Annotated in this window: 23 protein-coding genes; 9 read left to right on the forward strand and 14 right to left on the reverse strand. The window is 38.9% G+C overall.

The genetic code is table 11. The features are described 5' to 3' along the window. Positions 1–6: 6 nt before the first annotated feature. The 5 genes from J678_RS17140 to J678_RS17160 form a co-directional block, all read right to left on the reverse strand. Positions 7–789 carry a M48 family metallopeptidase gene (locus tag J678_RS17140; protein WP_017393664.1) on the reverse strand — a complete coding sequence of 261 codons (783 nt, stop codon included), beginning with the start codon at positions 787–789 and terminating at the stop codon, positions 7–9. 116 nt (positions 790–905) lie between these two features. Then, the gene (locus J678_RS17145; protein ID WP_002156849.1) at positions 906–1,223 is read right to left on the reverse strand and encodes a hypothetical protein; all 318 of its coding nucleotides are present in this window, start codon (positions 1,221–1,223) and stop codon (positions 906–908) included. A gap of 126 nt (positions 1,224–1,349) precedes the next feature. Next, positions 1,350–2,669 (reverse strand): adenylosuccinate synthase, encoded by a 1,320-nt coding sequence (locus J678_RS17150; protein WP_002156866.1) that lies wholly within the window; start codon positions 2,667–2,669, stop codon positions 1,350–1,352. A 63-nt stretch (positions 2,670–2,732) separates the two neighbouring features. Then, positions 2,733–3,899, reverse strand: coding sequence for an ATP phosphoribosyltransferase regulatory subunit (locus tag J678_RS17155; protein WP_004709852.1), 1,167 nt, complete (start codon positions 3,897–3,899; stop codon positions 2,733–2,735). A 311-nt stretch (positions 3,900–4,210) separates the two neighbouring features. Then, a complete protein-coding gene (locus J678_RS17160; protein WP_002156872.1) occupies positions 4,211–5,230 on the reverse strand; it encodes a type I glyceraldehyde-3-phosphate dehydrogenase in 1,020 nt (339 codons plus the stop codon). Between the two features lie 269 nt (positions 5,231–5,499). Here J678_RS17160 and alaS point away from each other — a divergent pair, with 269 nt between their 5' ends. The 3 genes from alaS (at position 5,500) to csrA (ending at position 9,983) form a co-directional block, all read left to right on the forward strand. Further along, positions 5,500–8,136 carry an alanine--tRNA ligase gene (gene alaS / locus J678_RS17165; protein WP_004709855.1) on the forward strand — a complete coding sequence of 879 codons (2,637 nt, stop codon included), beginning with the start codon at positions 5,500–5,502 and terminating at the stop codon, positions 8,134–8,136. A gap of 65 nt (positions 8,137–8,201) precedes the next feature. Continuing rightward, positions 8,202–9,482, forward strand: a complete 1,281-nt coding sequence (locus tag J678_RS17170) for an aspartate kinase (protein ID WP_001185176.1) — start codon at positions 8,202–8,204, stop codon at positions 9,480–9,482. 246 nt (positions 9,483–9,728) lie between these two features. Beyond that, complete coding sequence (csrA, locus tag J678_RS17175; protein ID WP_000906487.1) at positions 9,729–9,983, forward strand: carbon storage regulator CsrA; 255 nt, start codon at positions 9,729–9,731, stop codon at positions 9,981–9,983. 69 nt (positions 9,984–10,052) lie between these two features. Here csrA and rnhB read toward each other — a convergent pair whose 3' ends face one another. Continuing rightward, the gene (gene rnhB, locus J678_RS17180) at positions 10,053–10,619 is read right to left on the reverse strand and encodes a ribonuclease HII (RefSeq protein ID WP_017393663.1); all 567 of its coding nucleotides are present in this window, start codon (positions 10,617–10,619) and stop codon (positions 10,053–10,055) included. A gap of 66 nt (positions 10,620–10,685) precedes the next feature. Continuing rightward, on the reverse strand, positions 10,686–11,063 hold the full coding sequence (locus J678_RS17185; protein ID WP_002156817.1) for a hypothetical protein: 378 nt from the start codon (positions 11,061–11,063) through the stop codon (positions 10,686–10,688). Between the two features lie 240 nt (positions 11,064–11,303). On the opposite strand from J678_RS17185, the gene J678_RS17190 reads away from it, so the two are divergent. Next, positions 11,304–11,861 (forward strand): cytochrome b, encoded by a 558-nt coding sequence (locus tag J678_RS17190; RefSeq protein WP_002156818.1) that lies wholly within the window; start codon positions 11,304–11,306, stop codon positions 11,859–11,861. A gap of 43 nt (positions 11,862–11,904) precedes the next feature. Here J678_RS17190 and J678_RS17195 read toward each other — a convergent pair whose 3' ends face one another. The 6 genes from J678_RS17195 to J678_RS17215 form a co-directional block, all read right to left on the reverse strand. Then, positions 11,905–12,903, reverse strand: a complete 999-nt coding sequence (locus J678_RS17195; RefSeq protein WP_017393662.1) for an adenosine deaminase — start codon at positions 12,901–12,903, stop codon at positions 11,905–11,907. A 111-nt stretch (positions 12,904–13,014) separates the two neighbouring features. Then, complete coding sequence (locus J678_RS17200; protein ID WP_004888055.1) at positions 13,015–14,334, reverse strand: NCS2 family permease; 1,320 nt, start codon at positions 14,332–14,334, stop codon at positions 13,015–13,017. A gap of 322 nt (positions 14,335–14,656) precedes the next feature. Further along, positions 14,657–14,884 carry a hypothetical protein gene (locus J678_RS0104380; protein ID WP_004709863.1) on the reverse strand — a complete coding sequence of 76 codons (228 nt, stop codon included), beginning with the start codon at positions 14,882–14,884 and terminating at the stop codon, positions 14,657–14,659. 370 nt (positions 14,885–15,254) lie between these two features. Continuing rightward, the gene (locus J678_RS17205) at positions 15,255–16,805 is read right to left on the reverse strand and encodes a flavin-containing monooxygenase (RefSeq protein WP_004709864.1); all 1,551 of its coding nucleotides are present in this window, start codon (positions 16,803–16,805) and stop codon (positions 15,255–15,257) included. A gap of 23 nt (positions 16,806–16,828) precedes the next feature. Next, positions 16,829–17,659, reverse strand: coding sequence for an SDR family NAD(P)-dependent oxidoreductase (locus J678_RS17210; RefSeq protein WP_004709866.1), 831 nt, complete (start codon positions 17,657–17,659; stop codon positions 16,829–16,831). Between the two features lie 65 nt (positions 17,660–17,724). After that, positions 17,725–18,687 carry a metal-dependent hydrolase gene (locus J678_RS17215; RefSeq protein ID WP_017393661.1) on the reverse strand — a complete coding sequence of 321 codons (963 nt, stop codon included), beginning with the start codon at positions 18,685–18,687 and terminating at the stop codon, positions 17,725–17,727. A gap of 511 nt (positions 18,688–19,198) precedes the next feature. Here J678_RS17215 and J678_RS17220 point away from each other — a divergent pair. Next, entirely contained in the window at positions 19,199–19,921 is a 723-nt protein-coding gene (locus tag J678_RS17220; protein WP_017393660.1) for a pirin family protein, read from the forward strand. Positions 19,922–19,982: 61 nt separating this feature from the next. Here J678_RS17220 and J678_RS17225 read toward each other — a convergent pair whose 3' ends face one another. Beyond that, on the reverse strand, positions 19,983–20,606 hold the full coding sequence (locus tag J678_RS17225) for a TetR/AcrR family transcriptional regulator (RefSeq protein WP_031959324.1): 624 nt from the start codon (positions 20,604–20,606) through the stop codon (positions 19,983–19,985). Positions 20,607–21,130: 524 nt separating this feature from the next. Here J678_RS17225 and J678_RS17230 point away from each other — a divergent pair. The 4 genes from J678_RS17230 to J678_RS17245 all read left to right on the forward strand — a co-directional run bounded on the left by J678_RS17230 (position 21,131) and on the right by J678_RS17245 (position 25,517). Then, entirely contained in the window at positions 21,131–22,090 is a 960-nt protein-coding gene (locus J678_RS17230; protein WP_031956046.1) for a metal-dependent hydrolase, read from the forward strand. 59 nt (positions 22,091–22,149) lie between these two features. Further along, the gene (locus J678_RS17235) at positions 22,150–22,983 is read left to right on the forward strand and encodes an SDR family NAD(P)-dependent oxidoreductase (RefSeq protein WP_017393658.1); all 834 of its coding nucleotides are present in this window, start codon (positions 22,150–22,152) and stop codon (positions 22,981–22,983) included. A 23-nt stretch (positions 22,984–23,006) separates the two neighbouring features. Beyond that, positions 23,007–24,530, forward strand: a complete 1,524-nt coding sequence (locus J678_RS17240; protein ID WP_017393657.1) for a flavin-containing monooxygenase — start codon at positions 23,007–23,009, stop codon at positions 24,528–24,530. A gap of 111 nt (positions 24,531–24,641) precedes the next feature. Continuing rightward, positions 24,642–25,517, forward strand: a complete 876-nt coding sequence (locus J678_RS17245) for a class I SAM-dependent methyltransferase (RefSeq protein ID WP_017393656.1) — start codon at positions 24,642–24,644, stop codon at positions 25,515–25,517. Positions 25,518–25,523 lie beyond the last annotated feature (6 nt).

Below are 25,523 nucleotides of genomic sequence, written 5' to 3' on the forward strand. Positions count from 1 at the left end.
TAAAACTTATCTACGGCCATTATAAATAGCTAATGCTGCAGGTAAGTTTTTACGCATATCATTAATACGCTGAGCGTTAGATGGGTGAGTAGACAAGAAAGATGAACCACCAGCACCTTCAAGTTTGTTCATTTTTTCCCAGAGGGTAATAGCAGCATTTGGGTTATAACCTGCACGTGCCATTAACATTAAGCCCCCTTGGTCAGCACGGCTCTCTAAACTACGCGAATATGGTAAGCCCACCCCTACTTGCGAACCTAGTTGTGCAGCAGCCGCTCCTAATTGGTTAACGTTACCACCACCTGCATAGCTTAAGCCAATATTTAATGCCAAATCAGTTAAAGCTTGTGCGCCAATTTTACTTTTAGCATGCTCTTCTAAAGCGTGCGTCATTTCGTGGCCCATAACAGCTGCAATTTCAGCATCCGTTAGGTTGAGCTTATTCACAATACCTGTGTAGAACACGACCTTACCACCTGGTGCAACGTAGGCGTTAACAGTATCTGATTTCAGTACAGCCAACTGCCAGCTAAATGGCTGCCCTGTTTGATTTACTTGGTCAGCATAAGGTTTTAAACGGTTGAAAACAGCATTAATACGGCTATAGGTACTTGAACTTGTATCTAAAGTCCCTTTAGCACGTGCTTCCTGCACCATTTTAGTAAAACCTTGTGCAGACTGCGCATTTAATGTTGCTGTATCTGCCCCAGCCATGTCAGCCATTGTTGCGCAACCAGAGATTGTTACAACACCTGCAGCACACAAGCTTAAAAAAAGTTTCTTATTCATCAACATGGGTCACCTAAATCTTAAAAAAACTGTTTATTCTTTTGCACTTATTATAAGAAATAGCACATAAGCTTTGAATCTCTCATTTCTTCACGATCATAGTATTTATGTAACGATCAAGCAGATAAAGTCATCAAATAAATCCAGAACAGTAAACATATTATATTTAGGACAAGATAGACATGGCTTAAAGGCTTAACTTTCTCTTCAAGAGAGGGACTTGTCCTTTTCCATAAGAGATAACTGTTTTGTATAAAAACGACCGGAATTAAGACACAAGCAATCAAAACAGAAAGACTCATAAATGCTGTCATGAAGAAGTCAGGGTTATAATTTTGGCCATAAATGACTAACATAGCTAACGTTGGCGAACCACCGATCGCAAACAAAAAAGAATAAAAAATGGTTTTTGAAATAGTGGGTTGCAATTTCATTTTAGTTCATCATCCATGACATCACTTATATTTCTGTTTTAATCTGAATTAGACAAAACAGAAACTGCACTTTAGTCGGATATAAAAAAGCCCCCTTTTTCAGGAGGCTTTTATCATCTTTGCAAATTAAGCAGAGAATGGGTGACGTAAAACAATTGTTTCTGCACGGTCTGGACCAGTTGAAACGATATCAATCGGACATTCGATTAATTGTTCAATACGTTTTACATAAGCCAAAGCATTTGCAGGTAATTGGTCAATGCTAGTTAAGCCAACAGTTGACTCGCTCCAACCCGGCATAGTTTCATAAATTGGTTTCAAACATTCAAAAGAAACCGCATCAGAAGAACCTACACAACCTGAATCAGTATTTTCATAACCTACACAGATTTTCACTTCTTCTAAACCGTCTAAAACGTCAAGTTTAGTCAAGCAAATACCTGAAAGTGAGTTAACATCTACAGAACGGCGTAAGATTTCAGCATCAAACCAACCACAACGACGTTGACGACCAGTAGAAGCACCAAATTCATGACCTACTGTACCCAAGTGTTTACCAATTGGGTCACCAGAATCAGTTGCTGCATCGTAAACTAATTCTGTTGGGAATGGACCTGCACCTACACGTGTTGTATAAGCTTTAGTGATACCTAATACATAATCAAGATGTAAAGGCCCCATACCAGAACCAGAGCTTACGCCACCAGCAGTTGTATTTGAGCTAGTCACATACGGGTAAGTACCGTGGTCGATGTCTAAAAGTGAGCCTTGAGCGCCTTCAAACATTACAGGCTTACCTTCTTTGCGGTAGTCATGTAACACTTTAGTCACGTCAATCACTAACGGAGCAAGCACTTCACGCCATTCGTTGCAAAGAGCCAACACGTCTTCAAATTTAACTGCTTCTACGCCGTAGAACTGGGTTAATTGGAAGTTATGTAACTCAAGCATTTCTTGGAGTTTTTCTTCTAACGCTGCACCACCACGAACAAGGTCAGCAACACGCACTGCACGGCGAGCTACTTTATCTTCGTAAGCAGGGCCAATACCACGACCTGTAGTACCGATTTTAGCGTTACCACGTTTCTTCTCACGAGCCTGATCAAGAGCAATGTGGTTAGGTAAAATAAGAGGACAGTTTGGAGAAATACGTAGACGTTCCTTAACTGGAACACCCTCAGCTTCCAAAATTCCCATTTCTTCAATTAATGCTGCTGGTGAAAGCACCACACCATTACCAATTAAGCACAATACGTTTTCACGTAAAATACCTGATGGAATGAGGTGTAATACAGTCTTTTTACCACCTACGACAAGAGTATGACCTGCGTTATGTCCGCCTTGATAACGTACTACCGCAGCCGCTTGATCTGTGAGCAGGTCGACGATTTTACCTTTACCTTCGTCGCCCCATTGGGTACCAAGTACCACAACATTTTTGCCCATAATAGCCTCATTACATCATGCTGTTAAAATTGGAAACCATCAGTAAAAACTTACCGCTGGCGTTTAAATCTTTTCAATATTCCATTGACCGTTTTGCAACACGAGTTGATGTGTCGCATAAGGAATAGAACCTAAATTATCATTACCTAACAATTGGACTACACGTAAGCCTTCTGAACGTGCATTTGCGATTGCTTTAAGTAAATCTGCATCAGTACCTTTAGGTGCCACTACAGTTTCAATTTCGGCAAACTGATTTGCACCTAAGGCATATAAATCACAACTGAAACCAGTAGCAGGACGTGCACGACCGAAGTGTTCACCAATACCATCATAACGGCCACCTTGCGCTAAAGGTGCAGCACGGTTCGGTGCATAAACTGCATACATCAAACCAGTGTGATAGTGGTAACTGCGAAGTTCGACAACGTCAATTCCAACATTAAGTGCTGGCCAACGGTTTTTAATTTGTTCAAGTGTAGTTTTGAGCGCATTTAATGCAGCATCAAATTCAACATCTTTTAAAATATCTGTACTTAAATGAGTTTGTAATGCTTCTAAATCACTTGCATAGCGACCAAGTGCATAAAAGTCTGAACCCATATTTAAATTTTGAGTAAATTCAGCTAACTCAGGTAATGCTTTTCTTTGATAAAGATCAGATAACTCATGCTCTTCATTTTTAGAAAGTCCGGCATATTTTACTAAGCTACGAAATAAGCCTACATGCCCTAGGTCTAAATGTGCACCTTGCAATGTATAAGCATTTTCAATGAGCCCAAGCATTACATCGACCATTTCAACATCAGCTTCAATACTATCGTGGCCATATAGCTCTGCACCTAATTGTAAAGGTGCGCGAGTCGCATTGAAATTTTGTGGTTTTGTATGTAATACAGTCCCTGCATAACAGTAACGTGCAACCCCTTCAACAGGTCTTACATGTGCATCAATACGTGCAACTTGAGGCGTCATATCAGCACGGATACCGAGTAAACGGCCTGAAAGCTGATCAATCACCTTAAAAGTTACTAAATCCAGGTCTTGATTTGATTCTGATAATGAAGACAACGATTCGATGTATTCGATAAATGGTGTATATACCAGTTGATAACCTCTTACTGAGAGGAAATCTATAGCTTCACGGCGAAGTTTTTCAATGACTTGCGCCTGTTCCGGCAATACATCTGCTACCCCGTCAGGCAGCAACCATGTCTCTGAAATGGTCATATTTCAAGCCTAAAATCTGATCAACGTGGAACGACCCCACATAAAAAAATCGGGAACACACCCGATTTCTCTTAGTGTAGCATGATACTTTGTGCCATGCACCTGACAATTTGCATAAATCTTTCTGAATAAACTCTAAAGTCAAAAAGAAGATTTAAACAATTAATAATAAAATTTAATACCTTACTGCGCTTTGCTTATATCATAATCAAAAGTTCTTCAACCAAAGAATGGGCCAATATCTGAACTATCGCCTTGTTTCCAGTTAACCAACCTTAACTGCTGAACAGCTTTCCTAAGTTATTTCAAATTTAGAAAGAATCACACAAGTCTAATAATCGATTTGCATAGCCCCATTCATTATCGTACCAAGCAAATACTTTAGCTTGATGCCCAACAACCATAGTTTGAGTTAAATCAACAATAAGTGAATAAGGCGAATGATTAAAATCACTTGAAACGAGTGGCTCATCAGTCACTGCCATAATTTCCGCATAATCTGTTTGAGACGCCTTAATCAACAATTCATTAATATGATGAACAGTAATCGGAGATTGTGCGATAAAAGTTAAATCAATGGCAGCCACATTAATGGTGGGAACTCGAATTGAATAGCCATCAATACGGTCTTCCATTTTAGGCATTACACGTTTTAATGCACCAAGTGCACTAGAAGTAGTTGGAATAATATTTTGACCAGAAGCTCTGGCACGACGTAAATCACGGTGCGCATGGTCAAGCACAGACTGATCTGCTGTTACGGCATGAATTTCTGTCATGAGCGCAGTTTCAATCCCAAATGCATCATCAATGATTTTTACTAACGGCACTAAAGCCTGTGTCGTACATGACACACTTGATATGATTTGATCAGACGCTTTCACATCGGCATGGTTAACGCCATAGACAATTGCAGCATCGACATGGTCAAAAGGTGCAGCCCCGATAATGACTCTTTTTGCCCCTGCTTCTAAGTGGCGGGTTGCATCAGCATGAGAACGGAACAAACCTGTACATTCGAGTACAACATCAATTTGCAAGCTTGCCCACGGTAAAAGTTCTGGCTGTTTTTGCTGTAAAACTTCAACTTTCAAATTTCTTTGGTTAGATTGAATATTTAAATAAATCTTTTCATTTTCAATCGCTATGTCAACTTTGCCATTAAAACGACCATGGGTTGAATCATATTTAAATAAATGCACTAGTGTCTGTACATCTGCTATATCGTTAATCGCCACGATTTCAAAATGAAATTGTTTCGGGCTTTCAAACCATGCACGTAAAACATTACGTCCAATCCGGCCAAACCCATTAATGGCGATACGTTGCATGACCTATCCTTATCTACAAAACCAGAAACGAAAGAAGGCATATAGTAAAACACGTGAAGGCCAATTGAATATAGATTTTTAGCCAAATCACAGTTTTGTAAGATATTCCCTCTAAAATCGTTGGTTCGGTGGGGTTTTTCCGTTACAATTTAGCGTTTTTTAAAAATAAGCCCCGTATCACATGCAAGATTTGTGAACAAACAAACTTGTGGTGATGCTTTTAGCCAAATTCGAAAATATGGAGTGACTTGGTTGTGAGTACTCGTTTAATGACATCTGCTGAAATTCGTGAAGCATTTTTGCGCTACTTTGAAACGCAAGGGCATACACGTGTTGCATCGAGTTCTCTTGTTCCTGCCAACGACCCAACTTTATTATTTACAAATGCTGGGATGAACCAGTTTAAAGACTGTTTTTTAGGTCTTGAAAAACGTGATTATGTACGTGCAACAACATCACAAAAATGTGTACGTGCAGGCGGTAAACACAACGATTTAGATAACGTCGGCTATACAGCTCGTCACCATACATTCTTTGAAATGTTAGGTAACTTCTCATTTGGTGACTATTTCAAACGTGATGCACTTAAGTTTGCTTGGGAGTTTTTAACCAGCGAACAATGGCTAGCTTTACCGAAAGATCGCTTATATGTAACGGTTTATCATACAGATGACGAAGCTTATGACATCTGGAATAAAGAAATTGGTTTAGCTCCAGAGCGTATTATCCGTATTGGTGATAACAAAGGCGAAAAATACGCATCAGATAACTTCTGGGCAATGGGTGATACAGGTCCTTGTGGTCCATGTTCTGAAATTTTCTTTGACCACGGTGATCACATTTGGGGTGGCTTACCTGGTTCTCCTGAAGAAGATGGCGACCGTTTCATTGAAATCTGGAATAACGTTTTCATGCAGTTTAACCGTACTGCTGATGGCGTACTTCACCCTCTTCCAGCGCCATCTGTAGATACAGGTATGGGCTTAGAGCGTATTTCTGCAGTATTGCAACATGTTAATTCAAACTATGACATTGACCTGTTCCAACACTTATTAAAAGCTGCTGCAAACATTATTGGTATTGAAGATGAAGGTCAGCCTTCTTTACGTGTTGTTGCAGACCATGCGCGTTCTTGCTGCTTCTTAATTGCTGATGGTGTAAATCCAAGCAATGAAGGACGTGGTTATGTATTACGTCGTATTATTCGCCGTGCTGTTCGTCATGGTAACAAGCTTGGTGCAACAGGTACGTTCTTCTACAAAATGTTGCAACCATTAATTGAAGTGATGGGTCAGGCTTACCCTGAGTTAGAAGCTCGTCGTGATGTGATTGAAGCAACTTTAATTCGTGAAGAAGAACAGTTTGCTAAAACACTTGAGCAAGGCTTAAAACTTCTCGAAGGTGAACTTGCTCAGTTAAAAGATAAAACTATTCCAGGTGCGACTGTATTTAAACTTTACGACACTTATGGCTTCCCGACAGACTTAACGGCTGATATTGCACGTGAACGTGGCTTTATTATTGATGAAGCCGGTTTTGAAGTTGAAATGGCTGCACAGCGTCAACGTGCACGTGATGCTGGTAAGTTTGCAGTTGACTATAACAGCATTGTAAAAGTCGAAGGCGAAACTCAGTTTGACGGTTATATCAACACAACTGGTCAAGGTCAGATTGTAGCGATCTATAAAGATGGCGTGCAAGTTGACGAAGTTTCTGAAGGCGACGAAGCACTTATTGTTTTAAACCAAACTCCTTTCTATGCTGAAAGTGGTGGTCAGATTGGTGATACTGGTATCTTCAAAAATGAAACAGGTATTTTTGAAGTTCAAGACACTAAAAAGTCTGGTGGTGCCTTTGTTCATCAAGGTATTGTGACTGTTGGTAACCTCAAAGCAAATCAAAATGTAGAAGCGATTGTTAAAGCAGACATTCGTGAAGCTACTGCGCGTAACCACTCAGCAACCCACTTGTTACATGCTGCCCTTCGTCAAATTTTAGGTTCTCATGTACAACAAAAAGGTTCTTTAGTTGCAAGTGATATCTTACGTTTTGACTTTGCAAATGACCAACCTGTTTCATTTGAACAATTACAACAAGTTGAACGTCTCGTAAATGCTGAAATCATTGCCAATACTCCAGTGACGACTGAGCTTCTCGACATTGAAGCAGCAAAAGCAAAAGGCGCAATGATGCTGTTCGGTGAAAAATACGGCGATGAAGTTCGTGTACTTTCTATGGGTTCAGTTATTGATGAGAAAAACTTCTCAATCGAACTTTGTGGCGGTATTCACGTAAAACGTACAGGTGATATTGGTTTATTCAAAATCACTTCTGAAGGTGGTGTAGCTGCTGGTGTACGTCGTATTGAAGCAGTGACTGGCACTAAAGCATTAGAAGTGGTACAAAAAGCTGATCATGATATTCAGCACATTAATAGCTTACTAAAAGCACAGAAAGACCAAACAGTTGAGCGTGTACAAGCCAATGTAGAATTGGTTTCTGCATTACAAAAGCAGATTGAACAGCTCAACCAGAAATTGGCAAACTTCCAAGCGGCTGATTTGATTGACCAAGTTCAAACCATTGCTGGTCGTCAAACGCTTATTACTACTGTTCAAGGGGTTGATGCCAAAGCGCTTCGCAACTTACATGACAGTGTAAAATCAAAATTAGAGAACGCAGTGATTGTGTTAGCAGGTGTAGAGGGTGACAAAGTCAGCCTGCTTGCATCAGTCGCGTCACAATACACTGCAAATCTAAAAGCAGGTGACATCATCAAACATCTAGCAACTGAACTAGGTGGTAAAGGTGGTGGTAAACCTGACTTAGCACAAGGTGGCGCGCCACTTAACGAGAAGTTTGGACAAGTGATCGCAGCATTGCCTGCATGGCTTGAACAAAAATAAGACTTCACTTTTTGTGTAACTGACCCTGAAAAGCCTCTCAGGGTCATGGCTTATATGGAACAACTATGGCATTAATCGTTCAAAAATATGGCGGTACTTCTATGGGTACCCCCGAGCGCATTTTAAATGTTGCTCGTCGTGTGAAGCGTTGGCATGATCACGGTCACAAGGTTGTTGTGGTCGTATCTGCAATGAGTGGTGAAACAAACCGCTTACTTGCCCTCGCTAAAGCCATTACCGAAACACCTGACCCACGCGAGTTAGACCAAATGGTTTCAACCGGTGAACAGGTGACGATTTCCATGTTAGCTATGGCACTTAATTCGATTGGTGTGGAAGCTAAATCCTATACCGGACGTCAAGTCGGTATTAAAACTGACAGTGCATTTACCAAGGCGCGTATTGAGTCGATTGACACAGATGTCATGACCAATGACCTAGATGCAGGCCGTGTTATTGTAGTTGCAGGCTTCCAAGGCTTTGACGCTAATGGAAACACAACTACTCTAGGACGTGGTGGTTCAGATACTTCTGGTGTTGCGATTGCTGCTGCACTTAAAGCAGATGAATGCCAAATCTATACTGACGTTGATGGTGTTTACACTACAGATCCTCGTGTTGCTCCTAAAGCGAAGAAAATTGATCGTATTTCTTTTGAAGAAATGCTAGAAATGGCATCATTAGGTTCAAAAGTTTTACAAATTCGCTCAGTAGAATTTGCCGGAAAATATCAAGTTCCTTTACGCGTATTATCAAGCTTTGATAATGATGACGACGGCGCATTTGACGACGAATTTAAAGAAAATGTAGGTACACTCATTACTACTGAGGCAGAAGACACTATGGAACAGCCAATCATTGCAGGTATTGCTTTTAACCGTGACGAAGCAAAATTAACGATTTTAGGTGTACCTGATGAACCAGGTATTGCTTCTAAAATTTTATCACCAGTAAGTGATGCCAACATTGAAGTGGACATGATAGTCCAAAATGTTGAAGAAGATGGCACAACAGATTTTACGTTTACTGTAAACCGTGTTGATTTAGCGAAAGCTGAAAAAATCTTAAATGAAACTGCCAAAAATATTGGTGCACGCGAAGTTTCAACACGTGACGATATCGTAAAAGTTTCGATTGTTGGTGTGGGTATGCGCTCACACGCTGGTGTAGCAAGCAAGATGTTTACTGCCCTCGCAGACGAAGGCATTAATATCCTTATGATCTCAACATCTGAAATTAAGGTGTCTGTCATCATTGATGAGAAATATCTTGAACTTGCAGTTCGTTGCCTACATACCGCTTTTGGTTTAGATCGCGAACACGGTGAAAGCAGCGCCCGCGCTTAATTTTACCAACCGGTCAAGAATTCATTAAAAAATGTTTACTTGTCCGACAATAATCAAAGAAAACACAGAGCCGCTATAGTTTTTTTTATAGCGGCTCTGTTATATTAAACGGAAAGTTTTTTGGCAGAGATTATCAAAATATGACTTTGTTCTCATATTTCTGTTAGAATCTGACTGAAAACTGAGGTTGAGCTTTTTATTTGGGTACCAATATTGCAGTTTTAAGCGTTTAGCAAGGAGATAAACATGCTGATTCTGACCCGCCGTGTCGGGGAAACATTAATGATTGGGGATCAAGTCAGTGTTACTGTGCTTGGCGTCAAAGGAAACCAGGTTCGAATTGGTGTGAATGCGCCAAAAGAGGTTTCTGTTCATCGCGAAGAAATTTATCAACGTATTCAACATGAACGTGCAATGCATGAACACCTTCAACATCTTGATCAAGATTATCAAGTTTCATATGAAGATGATAATTATGCACAGAAAAACTTCAATCGTTAGTATGAAGTTATTCTCTCCCTAATTAAAGCGACTTTATAGTCGCTTTAAATTTTTTGGGAGTATATAAATTTATAGCCCTAATGCACGTTTTACAGGTGCATAACTACGACGATGCTGATCGATTACCCCGTGAGCTGCAATCGCTTCAAAATGCGCTTTAGTTGGATAACCCTTATGTTTGGCAAAACCAAATAATGGATATTGCTGATCTAATTCAGTCATTTGGCGATCACGTGTAACTTTTGCCAAGATACTCGCGGCACTAATCTCGGCATGGCTCGCATCCCCTCCGACAATCGCTTCACAAGGAATAATGATGCCTTTTGGAATTTGGTTGCCATCTACAATGACTTTTTGAGGCTGTGTTTTTAGACCATCCACGGCACGTTGCATAGCCAAAAAAGTTGCTTGCAAGATATTCAGCTCATCAATCTCTGCATGGGTAGCTTCTGCTATTGACCATGCCAAAGCTTTTTCCTGAATTTCGATAAACAACTTTTCACGTTTCTTTTCAGTTAATTTTTTAGAATCGTTTAATCCTAAAATTGGATTGTTCGGATCTAAAATAACAGCTGCAGCAACAACTGAACCCACTAGTGGGCCTCGCCCCGCCTCATCTACGCCTGCAACAAACATGTATACTCCAATAAAAAAAGAGGCCGATCAATATGAGTCAGCCTTCTTTGAAACTCAAATTATTAATTACTTTTGCAAAGCTTCTGCTACACAAGCGTTTACAGTATTAGAGACAACCTGATTTACAACTGTTGCACGTGCCGCAGGGTCAAGTGCAGCAGTAGCCAAATCAACTGCTGTAACACTGTTTGGTGCCTTTTCACTTACGCAACCACAAACATTAGTTTGAATACTATCACGTTGTTCAGCAGTCATAAGCTTGGTTGCTGTTTTCCATGCAGCAACATTATTAATTTCTGTAATACATTTCGCGTTTACAGCCACTTTTAATGCAGTCATGCCTAACTGTTGAGTTGCTGTTTCTGTAGAACCTGCACCAGGCGTGGTCGCACATGCCGTTAAAGCTAAAACAACTGGTGCCATAGCAAGCATCAATTTTTTCATCATTTTTTCCTTTGATCGAACGTAAGCAGCGCGTATTTTGCCTAAACTTGTGCTTAGAAGAAACAAATAAATTGATGCATTTGTGCAATCTAACTCTGTTATTTTCCAACTCAAGTTGACTATGTTTCTTCAATTAAAGCGTTCTGTTTATAGCACGCTCCGTTACGAGAACAACATTTCTCAAAATCAACCCTTTCTCATAAAATCTAGCACTAAAATGACAAAAAAATAGGGTCTTTTATGCCTGCCTCATCCTCTCAATACTACACCCGTACTGCACAGATTCTGCATTGGGTCATGGCAATCATTTTCATTACCGCTTGGGTGATTGGCTTTTATAGTGGAAACTTTTTAAGTTACGATGCTGATGGTAGCTTTAAAGGTGATGTCATTACACTACATAAAAACATTGCCACAACCATTATTTTTCTAGTAGTTATTCGCCTTTTCTGGCGTTACACCCACCCAGCCCCACAGCTCCCTGACACCATGTCACCCACTATGAAAACCCTAGCTCACATCGGACATTTATTGCTTTATGTGATTTTAGTGGCTTTACCTGTGACAGGATGTTTATTTAGCTGGAGTGCTGGTCATCCTGCCCCTGTTTTATATTTATTTGAAATTCCACGTTTAGTACAAGATAACCCCGAGATATTAGCGATTGTTAAACCATTACATATTTATATTTCGTGGTTTGCAGGTTTACTTATTGTTGGGCATGTTCTGGCAGCTTTAAAACATCACTTTGTCGATAAAGATAATGTTTTAAACAGTATGACCAAACAGCCTAAATAAATTCTATGTTAAAAAAACCGCCTATCACAGGCGGTTTTTTTATTTAGATTTTTTGGATTTCTGAAATCCACTTTTGCTTCTCTTCATCTGAAATGAAAGAGGCTTCAAAAGAGTTAATTGCGAGTTGCTTCAACTCATCATTAGTTAAATCTAAGGCCTGCTGAATAGCAATAAAGTTATCATTCATATAACCGCCAAAATATGAAGGATCATCCGAGTTAACAGTCACATGTACGCCTTTTTGTAAAAGACGGCGGATGTTGTGATCTTTCATATCCTTAACGACACATAGCTTTAAGTTACTTAAAGGACAAACCGTTAATGGCATTTTTTCGTTAATTAGACGAGCCATTAATTGTTCGTCTTCTTCAGAACGCACGCCGTGGTCAATACGGTTTACTTTGAGCAAGTCTAAAGCTTCCCATACATATTCAGGTGGGCCTTCTTCGCCCGCGTGAGCCACGATTAAGAAACCTTCCTCACGTGCCTTAGCAAAAACACGTTCAAACTTAGCTGGTGGATGGCCTACTTCACTTGAATCAAGTCCAACAGCAATAATGTCTTCTTTAAACGGTAAAGCTTGTTCAAGCGTTTCAAATGCAGCTTCTTCGCTTAAATGGCGCAAGAAACACATAATAAGCTGAGAGCTAATATCAAATTTGGTTTTTGCGTCAGCACATGCACGTCTAAGACCATTGATCACCGTTGCAAACGCAATACCACGGTCGGTATGAGTTTGCGGGTCGAAGAACATTTCTGTATGAACGACACGATCTTCTGCACATTTCTCAAAATATGCCCATGCTAAATCATAAAAATCTTGCTCATGAACAAGAACATTTGCACCAGCATAGTAAATATCTAAAAATGATTGAAGATTATGAAAGTTATAAGCTTGCTTTACTTCTTCAACAGATTTGTAAGGAATCTGAATCTGATTACGCTGTGCAATAGCAAACATTAATTCAGGTTCAAACGTCCCTTCAATATGCACATGCAACTCGGCTTTTGGTAAGGCCTGAATCAGCTCGACTTGATTCATATTAACTCCACATCTAAAGAAAAAAGGGTGTGGTAAGCACACCCTTCTATAATTTCCTTCTTATATCTCTATCACTAAAATAGTTCTAGAAGGAAATTATGAAAAATCATATTAACCGCCAAAAGCGATAAATTTAAATACCCAAAGAGCAGCAATAATCCATACCATGTATGGAACAGTTTTTGCCTTACCTGTGAATAATTTAACTAATGCATAGCTGATGAAGCCCATAGCAATACCATCTGCAATTGAGTATGCAAATGGCATAAATACAATCGTTAAAAAGGCTGGAACAGCTTCTGTAATATCATCCCAATCGATGTGAGTGATCCCTTGGATCATGAGTACACCAATGAACAATAAAGCTGGAGCTGTTGCAAAACCTGGCACAGATTGAGCAAGAGGTGCCAAGAATAAACAGCAAATAAATAAGAAAGCGACCACTACTGCAGTTAAACCTGTACGTCCACCTGCTGCTACACCTGAAGCCGATTCAATATATGGCGTGGTTGATGATGTACCTAATGCTGCACCAGCAACAATTGCAGTAGAGTCAGCAAATAATGCTTTTTTCAAACGTGGCAATTTGCCATCTTTTAAAAGGCCCGCACGGTGTGAAACACCTACCAAAGTACCCGTACTGTCAAACAAGTCAACAATAAAGAATACGAAGATCACACCCACCATACTTGCAGTAAACAGACCTTTAAAGTCCATTTGCATAAATGTTGGTGCAATTGAAGGAATCTGCCCTACTACACCTTTAAATTCATTTAAACCTAAAGCAGTCGCAATTGCTGTCACCACTAAAATACTAATAATGATGGCACCACGGACTTTAAGCTGATGTAAAACAACAATAAGTAAAAAGCCAAATAAAGCCAGTAGTACAGTAGGTTGTTTAATATCGCCCAAACCCACTAATGTTGCTTTATTTGCAACAATAATTCCGGCATTTTTTAGCGCAATAAGCGCCAGGAATAAGCCAATACCACCACCTATCGCAAATTTAAGCGACATTGGAATTGCATTAACAATCGCTTCACGAACTTTAAAGAAGCTGATTGCAAGAAATACAACGCCTGAAACAAAAACAGCAGCTAAAGCTGTCTGCCATGGCACTCCCATACCCATACATACCGAATAGGTAAAATAAGCATTAAGCCCCATACCCGGTGCTAAGGCGATTGGATAATTGGCAATAATACCCATCACTAAACAACCGATTGCTGCTGCCAAACAGGTCGCAACGAATACGGCGCCATGATCCATGCCGGTTTCAGATAAAATGAGTGGATTGACAATGATGATGTAACACATCGTTAAAAACGTAGTTACACCAGCAAGAACTTCTGTTCGAAACGTGGTTTTATTGTCGCTTAACTTAAATAAACGCTCTAACCAGCCTGCCGAAGAATTGGGCGCCGCCATAAGTAGCCTCTATACAAAATCTGAGCTGTGGAATATGTACTTCTATGTAGGTATCTGAGCAATCTTGTTTTTCTGATCAGATCTCTAGACAAAAATCTTCAATAGACGAAGCAACAAATATGCCACTCATTCGATTTCTGCTGTCATACACAGAAAATAGCCACAGCTCCTCTTGAAACACAAAAAAGCTGCATAACCCCTATGCAGCTTTTTTACTATACGTTCAATAAGTTTAACAGATTCAAAAGCAACATGATCAAAATTTATGAAAAGATATGATCAATGGCACAGTTTTTAAAGCAAATAATAATGACTACTTTGCTTAGAAAAACACTTTTTTATCGCTAATATATTTTTGCAAATTATATGAAGCTAAATTGCTATGACTAATACGATTAGGATTGCGCTCAATTGTTTGCAAATTTTTTTCAGCTTCCTGAATAATCCTCATGAGCTCTTGATGTCTTTTATTTTGGGTATCTAAATACGCCCAGTACCCTAGTACAAACACGATACTCACACACAACACTATTAATACTTTATTGATCATTATTATTATCTCTATGTTTTTAATGTTAATGATCTTAACAAAAAATAACCAGTTTGTGAATATTTTCACATTTATTTACAATAATTATTAATCACTCAAAATATTGATATAAAAAATGTTTTCTAATTTGCAATTTTAAAAAAGAGTAAAAAATAATACTTTTCACTTAAAAATTCATTTTTAAAAATAACTATATTTTTTTAACAAAAACTTATATAGCCTTATTCACCTACTTTTATTTTTAAGTATATTTAAATTTATTTTTCAATTTAACTTCATTAAATTATTTGTCGAATTTTAATTCATTGTTCAATCTATTAAATAATAAAAAGCCCATTTCAATAAATTAAAATGGGCTTTTATAAAGTCATTAACCAGCAACTTCTTCAGCTTTAGGTTTTGCCTTTATCAAATCAGCTTCATAAATCACATCATATTCTTCTAACTTTAAATGATGTAAACGCTGTTTAAGCTTTTTTAACGACCATGGCCATGCCGCGAAGTTGCGACCATTTGCATCGAGATAGTAACTTTTACATCCCCCGCTATTGAATACTGTGGTTTGTAGATGTTTTTGTACCAAGTCGTTGTGCTTTTTAATCACTTCTGATTTCACTGAAAGCTTAGCAATACCTTTTGCCTTCATTTGTAGCAAACCATCTATAATATATTGCAGTTGTGCTTCGGCAAGACCAATAAATGAGTCATAGACCAAAACATTTGGCCCAAGCATAAGAAATGCATTAGGTACATTTTCAATATTGGTTCCTAAGTAAGCTTCTGGTGAAGAGTCTTTCCAAAGCTCAGCCAAACATTCCCCTTTTTCGTTATGTACACGTTTACCAATAGGAGGATGAGACACTTCAAATCCAGTACCCCAAATAATCACATCAACTTCGTGGCGTTCACCATTGGCAGCAATCACCGTATTGCCTTCAACTTTAACTAGACCATGTGGAATAAGCGTGGTATTCGGTGCTTGTAATGCTGGATAATAATTATTGGCAAATAAAATACGTTTACAGCCAATATCAAAATTAGGCGTTACGTTTTTACGCAAGACTGGATCTTTAATTTGCAGCTTTAACAATTGTTTTGCAGCAAAATTGACAGGCTTTAAAGCTTTTGGATTGCGTAAGCCAAAATTAATGACATTTAAAGTACCCGCCACAGTCTGTCGCCAAGTCGCTTGAATAGCTGGATATTTGGCAATGACAGATTTACTCAACTCGCCCAAGTCCGTATCGGGCTTCGGTAGTACCCAAGGTGCTGTACGTTGGAATACAAACAACTCTTTGGCTTTAGGTTGAATTTGTGGCACAAACTGAATAGCAGATGCACCAGTACCAATTACAGCAATGCGTTTTCCAGTTAAGTCATAGTCATGGTTCCATTTTGCCGAATGGAACATTTCACCAGTAAAGGTATCTAAACCTTCAAGACGTGGTATCTGGGCTTCAGTAATTGGACCTGTAGCAAATAAAACTGTTTTAGCGATATACAAACCAGAGCTTGTCTCTAGCTTCCAGATATTTTTTTGGTTATCCCACTCTGCTTTTAATAATTCGGTATTGAATTCAATTAAGGACTCAATATCAAACTCACGACTAACATCTTCTAAATAACTTAAAATTTCCGGTTGGCGTGCAAATAAATGGCTCCATTTTGCACTTGGGGCAAAGGAGTAAGAATAAAGTGACGAAGGTACATCACAACCACAGCCCGGATACGTATTTTCACGCCAAGTGCCACCGACGCGGCTGGCTTTTTCAATAATTTTAAAATTGGTTAAGCCTGCTTCGTTTAGCTTAATTGCTGCAGCTAAGCCAGAAATACCTGCACCGACAATAAAAGTGTCATAAACATGTGCAACTTCTTGGGTTTTACGTGTGCGAGTATTTGTTCTAGGTTTAGTGACCATAATTTTTCTGCCTATACAAAATTTTATTTAAATAACTGATACGAAAGCCCAAGGAACTTTGCATATAGCGTTGGAGACGTTCTTTTCATAAGCCAGAATAATTTGGCGTCGATCTGTGGCGTGGTATAGAGCTGCCCTCGATCTAATCGATTTAATGTTAAAGCCGCAACTGCGTCACTGGTTGTCATGGCGTAGTTCATGAGTGCATGGTCTGCAAGCTTGGAATAACGGCCCGGAATACGACCATTTTTAATGATATTGGTAGGTACCAAAGTTGGGCACAGCACATTCACTTTAATATTGAATTTGCGTAGCTCGGCTGAAAGGGTTTCTGATAATGCCAATACACCGGCTTTCGTTACATTGTAGACACTCATTTCTGGAGCAGCCGTGTACGATGCTGCAGAAGCTACATTAATAATTGCACCGTAACCTAGTTTTTTGAGCTTCGGTACGAAAGCATGACAACCATGAATGACACCCCATAGGTTTACATGCATACACCATTTCCAGTCTTCCAAACTCATTTCATCAAATTTGCCACCTAGCCCTACGCCGGCATTATTAATAATGAGTGTTACTGGATGATCAAGTAACTGTTCTGCTTGATCAGCCAAAGCCTGTACTTGTTCTGCTTGCCCAACATCACACTGGACTGCAAATGCTTTTTGTCCAAGCTGTTCAATTAACTTTACAGTTTCTTTTGCAGCTTCTAAATTAATATCTGCACATACTACGTTGCCACCGCGCTTCGCCAGTTCAACTGCAAAGCTACGACCAATTCCACTGCCTGCCCCAGTTACGACCGCATATGCGTTTCGGCTAGGCTGGTCTTTCTTACCAAATAAAATCATAGTAAATCCTAAAAAACTTTAGGGAGACGGCAGTAATTTTCGTATTACTGCCATGACTAATACGCTTATGAAACTGCACGAACTGGTGGTGTAAATTCCTTCACAAAGTAAGGCGCTATAGCACCGCCCTCGTTAAGTAATTTGTTTTTGTAGTACTCAAGGTATTCGGTCGTGTCATGATCATTTGGGTGGAAGTTAGGACGTAAGTAATCAAAAATCTGGCCAATAGTGCTACCAAATACACCATCTTTTGGACTAAAAATTAAGTTGACGCCACGACGTGCATCTTTCCAGAATTTCTTAGTTAGCATTTCTTGTGGTTTACGTAGTACGGGTACAAATAAAGTTGCTGTTGGAATAAGTCCTAAAATAGTGATGAAAGCCATTAAAAAGCCGGTTGCACGTAACGGATAGTTACCGTTTAAAACCTGATAGACATCATAAGCAATGTCTTTATGCTCAGATTCTTCAAGCATATGCCACATCCATAACGCACGGCTTTTGGCATCGTCGGTATAATAGAAATTCTTTTCATGCTTCATCATGTATTCGGCAAGTACTGCCGTAAAGTGCTCAATACCCGCCATAAGTGAAAGCTTTAACGGCTGTGGGAATTTTAAAAATACATATTTAAAGAAGTTTTCACCTAAGAAACGGTAGAAATCGACCGGATATTCCAGCTCTTTAATTGCATCATTGAACTCATTATGCAATTTTGAATGGATGGCTTCTTGACCAATGAGAGAAGTAACTCGCTGTTTTAAAATCGGGTCTTGAATAAATTCACGGTGGTGACGAGCTGTTTCAATCACCAGATCTTCACCATAGGTCAAGAAAACCGAAAGCGTTGCAAAGAACAATGTTGCAAACTGGTTGTTGACGTAAAACTCGATATCAATTTCTTTACCATCAAATCCGATATTTAAATGGCGTATTGGGATAGTTCCTTTATTTGAGAAATCTATCTTTTGATACTGAGCTACAACTGATTTAGGAGAAATAATATTTCGGATAGCTTGAGCGACCATTTTTGACACCCTATAAAATTTGTTAAATACAAGGCAGCGTCGAATCAAACAGGTAAAGTTGTCTTTAGATTATTTCTTGCAATCTTTAACTGCTCTAGAACAAAAATTTGCTCAAATACCTCTGCCTTGCCATGTTTTATGAACCTAAGTGTTGTTAAGTTCACCAAATCAGATTAAATAGTGCGCTTGATGTACCACTCGAACAAGGACAAAAAAAGCCAACCTACTTTGAAACTTTTTGCCAACTTAAATATTTTTTGATTATTTCAAACAACTTATATAACCTACTCTTATTCATAATTATTTAAATAAAATACAATTGTCCTAAAATGATAAAAATATGGCTTTAAAAGATAAAAAATGAAATATTATGCCTACTCTTCCTCGTATCTCATATCAAAATTTCAGCGTTCCAAAAATCACACTAAGCTTTCTGTTTTTAGAGCTTTATTGCATAAATGAAAACGATAAACTGCATTCAGAGAAAAAAATTGGATGAGGAGAATAAATCATGTTTGATATGCGTTTATCTCATGAGCGTGGTGCAGCACATCATGGCTGGTTACAGTCAAAACACACGTTTTCATTTGCAAATTATTGGGACCCGAAACAAGTCGGCTTTTCAGATTTGCTTGTGATTAATGACGATACGGTTGCTCCATCAAAAGGCTTTGGTACTCACCCTCACCGTAACATGGAAATTATTTCTTATGTGCTTGAAGGTGCGTTAGAACATAAAGATTCAATGGGTACAGGTTCGGTTATTGTGCCTGGTGATATTCAGTTAATGAGCGCAGGCCGTGGGGTTGCACATAGTGAATTTAATCACTCTGCTCAAGAAAACGTGCACTTCTTGCAAATTTGGGTGGTTCCAAATGAAGTGAACACAACACCGGGCTATCAACAATTGCATATTTCCGAGGAAGACAAACGCGGTAAATTGCACTTGATGATTTCACCAAAAGGTGGCGAAAAAACTTTATCCATCAAACAAGATATTAATATTTATTCAGGTCTTTTTGATGGTGAAGAAACAGCAGAATTTGCAATTCCAGAAGGTCGTTATGTTTACCTACATGTGGCAAAAGGCCGTATTGATGTAAACGGTAAAACCTTTAATACAGGTGATGCTGCACGAATTCGTGATGGAGGCAAGTTATCATTTACTAATGGTAACAACGCTGAAATTCTGATTTTTGATATGCGACCGGAAGAAATTCCAACCATGCCATAATCAACAAAAAACACCTGCGAAATATACGCAGGTGTTTTTTTATGTTTATTAAAAAGAAAAATTATGAATGGTCTTCCGAGCGTGCCATTTCAGTGTTGATATAACTCATGATCATAGTTGTTAACCCTTGCACCATTTCATCAAAACTAATAAATGGGTTAGGTAAAATAAGATGCCTTGCTACGTTAAAAATACCGCTATTAATACAAATATAGGTAATTACAGGTAAATTATTAATTTTTAAATATTTAGGATTATGCATCATATATTTCATGATGACTTCCATTAAAGCCTGTTCAATTTTTGGAATATATTTGTCGTATTGCAACTCACCTGCGTAACGTAAAACGGTTAAGTAACGGTCATTATTTTTCTTTAATAAATCACTGAACGTATAAAAAATCATTTCAATGACAGGCTCTAACTCCAACTCTAAAATTGTGGGGGTTAGCTCTTTAATCATGTCGAGAATTTCACTCACAAAGTAGTGATTCATCGCATCATAAATTTCTTCTTTATTTTTAAAATACTCATAGAGAGACCCCACACTCACCCCTGCAATTTCCGCAATATGACGTGTGGTGGTACCACTTGGTCCATGCAAAGCTACGGCAATAAAACCTGCTTCAATAATGGTATCGACCGTGACTTTGGCTCGTGCCTGACGGGGGTTTCGCGTAGACATATTTTCTTATTAATAATCCGAACATAAGCTCAGGTTAGCATGTAATTTAGCCCTACCCTAATAAAAAAACAAAATCTGAATAGTTGTCAAATTTCATAGAGTAATTTTTATAGGAGCATGGCTAAACATACTTATGAGCTCTTTTATTATCAGGTAATTATTTTTAAATAAATTTAAATTATTTAAATAAAAATCAATATATTAATAAATTAAAAAATTATTTTTGTATTCTATTTATGCCTTAGATGTGAGCTTATAAAACTTAAAAAGTTACCCGAATTGAATCCGAACATAAACTCAGATTAACATGAAAAAATCCAAAAAGAGGTTGATTCATTTTATCAAGTTCCCCTCTTTTTCCGTTATTCAGTCAAATAATCAAACAAATAACGGAGCAACATCACCGTAGTCAGTAAGCAGACAAAATGCTTTTTGAAAATGGAATTTACAGTGCCCTGTTGGAAATCAAAGCTTTTGGCTTTCGACGTAGCTGCACTATCACTGATTGATCTGAAGGTGTCGCCATGATCTCGACCACAGTTAAAAAATCACTAAACAAACTCAAATTTTACCGTGAAATTGGGTTACCAGATTTTGCCAGTAAAGGATCTATTCCAATCCGTCATTTAAATATCGGGTTTGATGGTAAAGAGATTGATGTTGAATTCTATATGAACAATCAATTTGCCACCTTGTTTTTTGCTACGCTTTCAGTATTTCTAACCTATGGTGAAGATTTGGTGATCGAGACTGCCCGTCACCACCGTGAATTTATTCAAGACCCAGTGTTAAAACAGCGTGTTACTTCCCTTATTGGTCAAGAAGCGATTCACTCTAAGTTGCACAATGAATATAACGATGCACTTAAAGATGTTGAGTATCCTGTCGATTTATACCGTTTCTTGGGCGAGAACTTCTTTAAATATGTGTTCTTAAAATTCCCACAACCGCTTAAATTATCGATGATGGCTGGTATTGAGCATTTTACAGCGGTACTTGCCGAATACATGATGAAACATGAGAAGAACTTTTACTATTCAGACGATGCCAAAAGCCGTGCACTATGGATGTGGCATATGCTTGAAGAATCTGAGCATAAAGATATTGCTTATGATGTTTATCAATTACTCAATGGTAGCTACCCACTACGAGCTTCTGGCTTCTTCTTAGCTTTCTTTACTATTTTAGGTTTAATCCCTGCGACTACCTTGTTTATTCCTGTTTTAAGAAAACCACAGGAAATGCTGACTAGAAAATTCTGGAAAGATGCTCGCCGTGGTGTGGGACTTATCTTTGGTCCAAAAGATGGCGTATTCGGTAGCACGATTGGCCAAATTTTCGATTACTTACGCCCTGACTTCCACCCAAATGATCATGACACCACTGAATATCTAGAGTACTACAAAGACAAATTACTGAACGAAGGAGGTGCAATTGCGCCTTACTTTGTGAAGGAATTTCCCCCGCCTGTACGCTTGTCTTAACTGGCTTGCAACCAGTCACTCAATGGCTGGTTTTCCTTAAATCTATTTCGGGATGAATCATGATTCTATTTGGCAAAAAGAAAGTTAAACCAAGCCAAAAAGCTTATGCTGTTGTGACTGGCGCAGGCAGTGGAATTGGACGGAGTTTTGCAATTGAACTGACAAAACGTGGTGGTAGCGTAGTGTGTGCAGATATTAATTTAGAAGCCGCAGAAGAAACGGTAAAGCTTCTTGAACAAGAAGGCGCTAAAGCTTTTGCCATGCGCTGCGATGTGGGTAATGCAGAGCAAGTGAACCACCTAGCTGAAACTGCTGAAATTTTACTTGGTCACCCTGTGAGCCTTGTCATTAATAATGCAGGTGTAGGTTTGGGTGGGAAGTTTGATGAACTCAGTCTAGAAGACTGGAACTGGGTCATGAATATTAACCTTTGGGGTGTTATTCATGGTTGCCATGCATTTGTACCAAAGTTCAAAAAACTAGGTTACGGCGCGATTATTAATGTAGCTTCTGCTGCATCGTACACTGCCGCTCCAGAAATGACCGCGTATAACGTAACGAAAGCGGGCGTTCGTGCGCTATCTGAAACACTTTCGGCCGAACTTCGTAAATTTAACATTAAAGTCAATGTGCTCTGCCCGACCTTGGTGCCTACCAATATCATTAAAAATGGCCGTATTCCGGGTCGCTATTCCAAGCTTGCAGACCATGCACTCATGAACTACGCACTCACCACAAGTGACGATGTCGCCAAACTCACACTTAACCGTCTTGATCAGGATGAGCTTTATACCATTCCTCAAATCGACGCGAAGTTGTTCTGGCTCATGAAACGTGCATCTCCAAGCTTGTATACCAAATTCCTTGGTACATCGTACAAATTATTTAAATAAGAAATTTTATAGGTAGTACCCATATGACTGCTCAAATGAAAACAAATGCATCAGCAAAAAAAGCTGTCAATTCGCCTAGCCATATTTACGATACCTTTATTGTGGGCGCCGGAATTTCCGGTATTGCTGCAGCAATTCGTCTCGACCAAGTGGGCTATACCAACTACAAAATTATTGAAAAAGCAGCACGTGTAGGTGGTACTTGGCGTGAAAACACCTATCCAGGCTGTGGCTGCGATGTACCTTCAGCTCTGTATTCTTACTCATTTGCCCCAAGTGCAAAATGGAGTCACTTATTTGCACGCCAACCGGAAATTTTAAGTTACTTAGAAGATGTAAGTAACGAGTTTAATATCACGTCTAAAATTGAGTTTAACAACGAACTGCTCAATGCTGCTTGGGACGAAACACGCCATTTATGGGTACTTGATACAACTAGTGGTCAATATCTATCGCGAACTGTTATTTTTGCAACAGGCCCAATTACCGAAGCACAAATTCCACGTCTTGAAGGTTTAGATACCTTTACTGGTGAAATGTTCCATTCGGCAAAATGGAACCATGACTATGACTTAACTGGAAAACGGATTGCTGTAATTGGTACAGGTGCATCTGCCATTCAGTTTGTGCCACAAATTCAGCCTAAAGCCAAAGAGTTGTTTGTATTCCAACGTACAGCACCTTGGGTACTGCCAAAACCAGATACCGACTTGGGCGAGTTGAGTAAATCCGTCATTGCCAAATATCCAGCGATTCAGGCAAGCTGGCGTAAAAGTGTAGCGCTAACGCTCAATGCAATTAATTTTGGTTTACGTAACCCACTTGCGCTAAAACCAGTAAATGTACTCGGCAAACAATTACTTAAACTTCAAATTACAGACCCTGAATTACGTAAAAACGTAACACCTAATTTTGATATTGGTTGTAAACGTATTTTGTTTGCTAACAATTACTACCCTGCACTACAAGCACCGAATACCACGCTTATTCCACATGGCTTAGTTAAAGTTGAAGGCAATACGGTGATTGCAGCTAATGGCGAACGCCACGAAGTTGATGTGATTATTTGGGGCACCGGGTTTGAAGTATCTCACCCGCCAATCGGTAAACGTGTGTTTAATGAAAAAGGACAACGTTTAAATGATTTATGGAAAAACACTTCACCAGAAGCTTACTTAGGAACCAACATTGAAAATGTACCAAATGCATTCTTAGTTTTGGGACCAAACGTACTGGTTTATGACTCGTTTATTGGCTTGGCAGAAGCACAGCTCGACTATATTGTAGATGGCTTGCTAAAAATTAAAAACAAAGGGATTAGCAAACTAAATGTTAAGTCTGATGTGATTAAAAAGCACAACGACTTGGTACAAAAGCATCTGCAAACCACTGTATTTAATAGTGGTGGCTGTAAGAGTTATTACCTTGATGCTAACGGTCGCAACTTTGCAGCATGGCCGTGGTCATTGAAAAAGCTGAAACAACGCTTGAAAAAACTAGATTTGAAAGATTATGACGTCATATATCAAACGTCAAAAACACATTAATTTGTAATTTTGACCAAATCAGTTGTAAGTAATAGGCAGTGTATTTTTGTTTTTGATAAAATACACTGCCTTTTTCATTATATCTTCAAGAAATAAAAGAACAGGTTAAAAATGAAAGAAGGTCAATCAAGCCGTACTGCCGAAGCCGCCGCTGCCTTACGCGCAAATCACTTTAAAAATACGACAAACCCTGTATTTTCAGACCCCTATGCTTTTGAAATGACCAGTAAGGGTTGGAAAAAGCTTTTATCTACTCCGCTCATTGTTAAATTAATGAATTCTCCCCTTTTAAACCGCACCTTAGGTTTATTGAGTGGGCAGGTTGTGGGCCGATCACGTTATGCTGAAGACTTACTTAATCAGGCTGTTCAACACAATATTGAACAATATGTTTTGGTTGGAGCGGGTTTAGACTCTTTTGTATTACGTGAGTCACAACATTACCCAACTTTAAAAATTTTTGAGGTCGACCATCCTGATACTCAAGCTGCGAAACAATCCAAACTCAAAAAACTAGGAAATATTCCTACTACTGTTGAATTTGTTGCTATTAACTTTGAAAAAGAATCTATCTCTGAGGCGCTTGCCCGGAGTCACTATGTACGAAAAGCTCCGGCTTTCTTTTCTTGGTTGGGTACTACTCATTATTTAAAACCGGATACTACACTGCAAACTTTAAAAAGTATTGCTGAGTTTGCTGCAAACGGTAGCGAAGTAGTACTCGACTATTCAACCGATTTTCAGGAGCTAAACGGCATTGAGCGACTCGGGAGTATAGGTGTTGCACAGTTTACCCATTTACTGAAAGAACCTTTATTAGGCCAATTTAAACCTTCAGATTTACACAAAGCTGTAGAAAACATGGGCTTTGAAGTGGTCGAAGACCTATCAGGTGAAGCTATTACTGAACGTTATTTTTATAAGCGTGCCGATAATATACGCCATACATCAGCGACGCGCTTATTGCATTTGCGTTTGAAAAAATAAAGATAC

The organism is Acinetobacter sp. 1424608, assembly GCF_000588255.1.
Classification (GTDB): Bacteria; Pseudomonadota; Gammaproteobacteria; order Pseudomonadales; family Moraxellaceae; genus Acinetobacter; species Acinetobacter nosocomialis.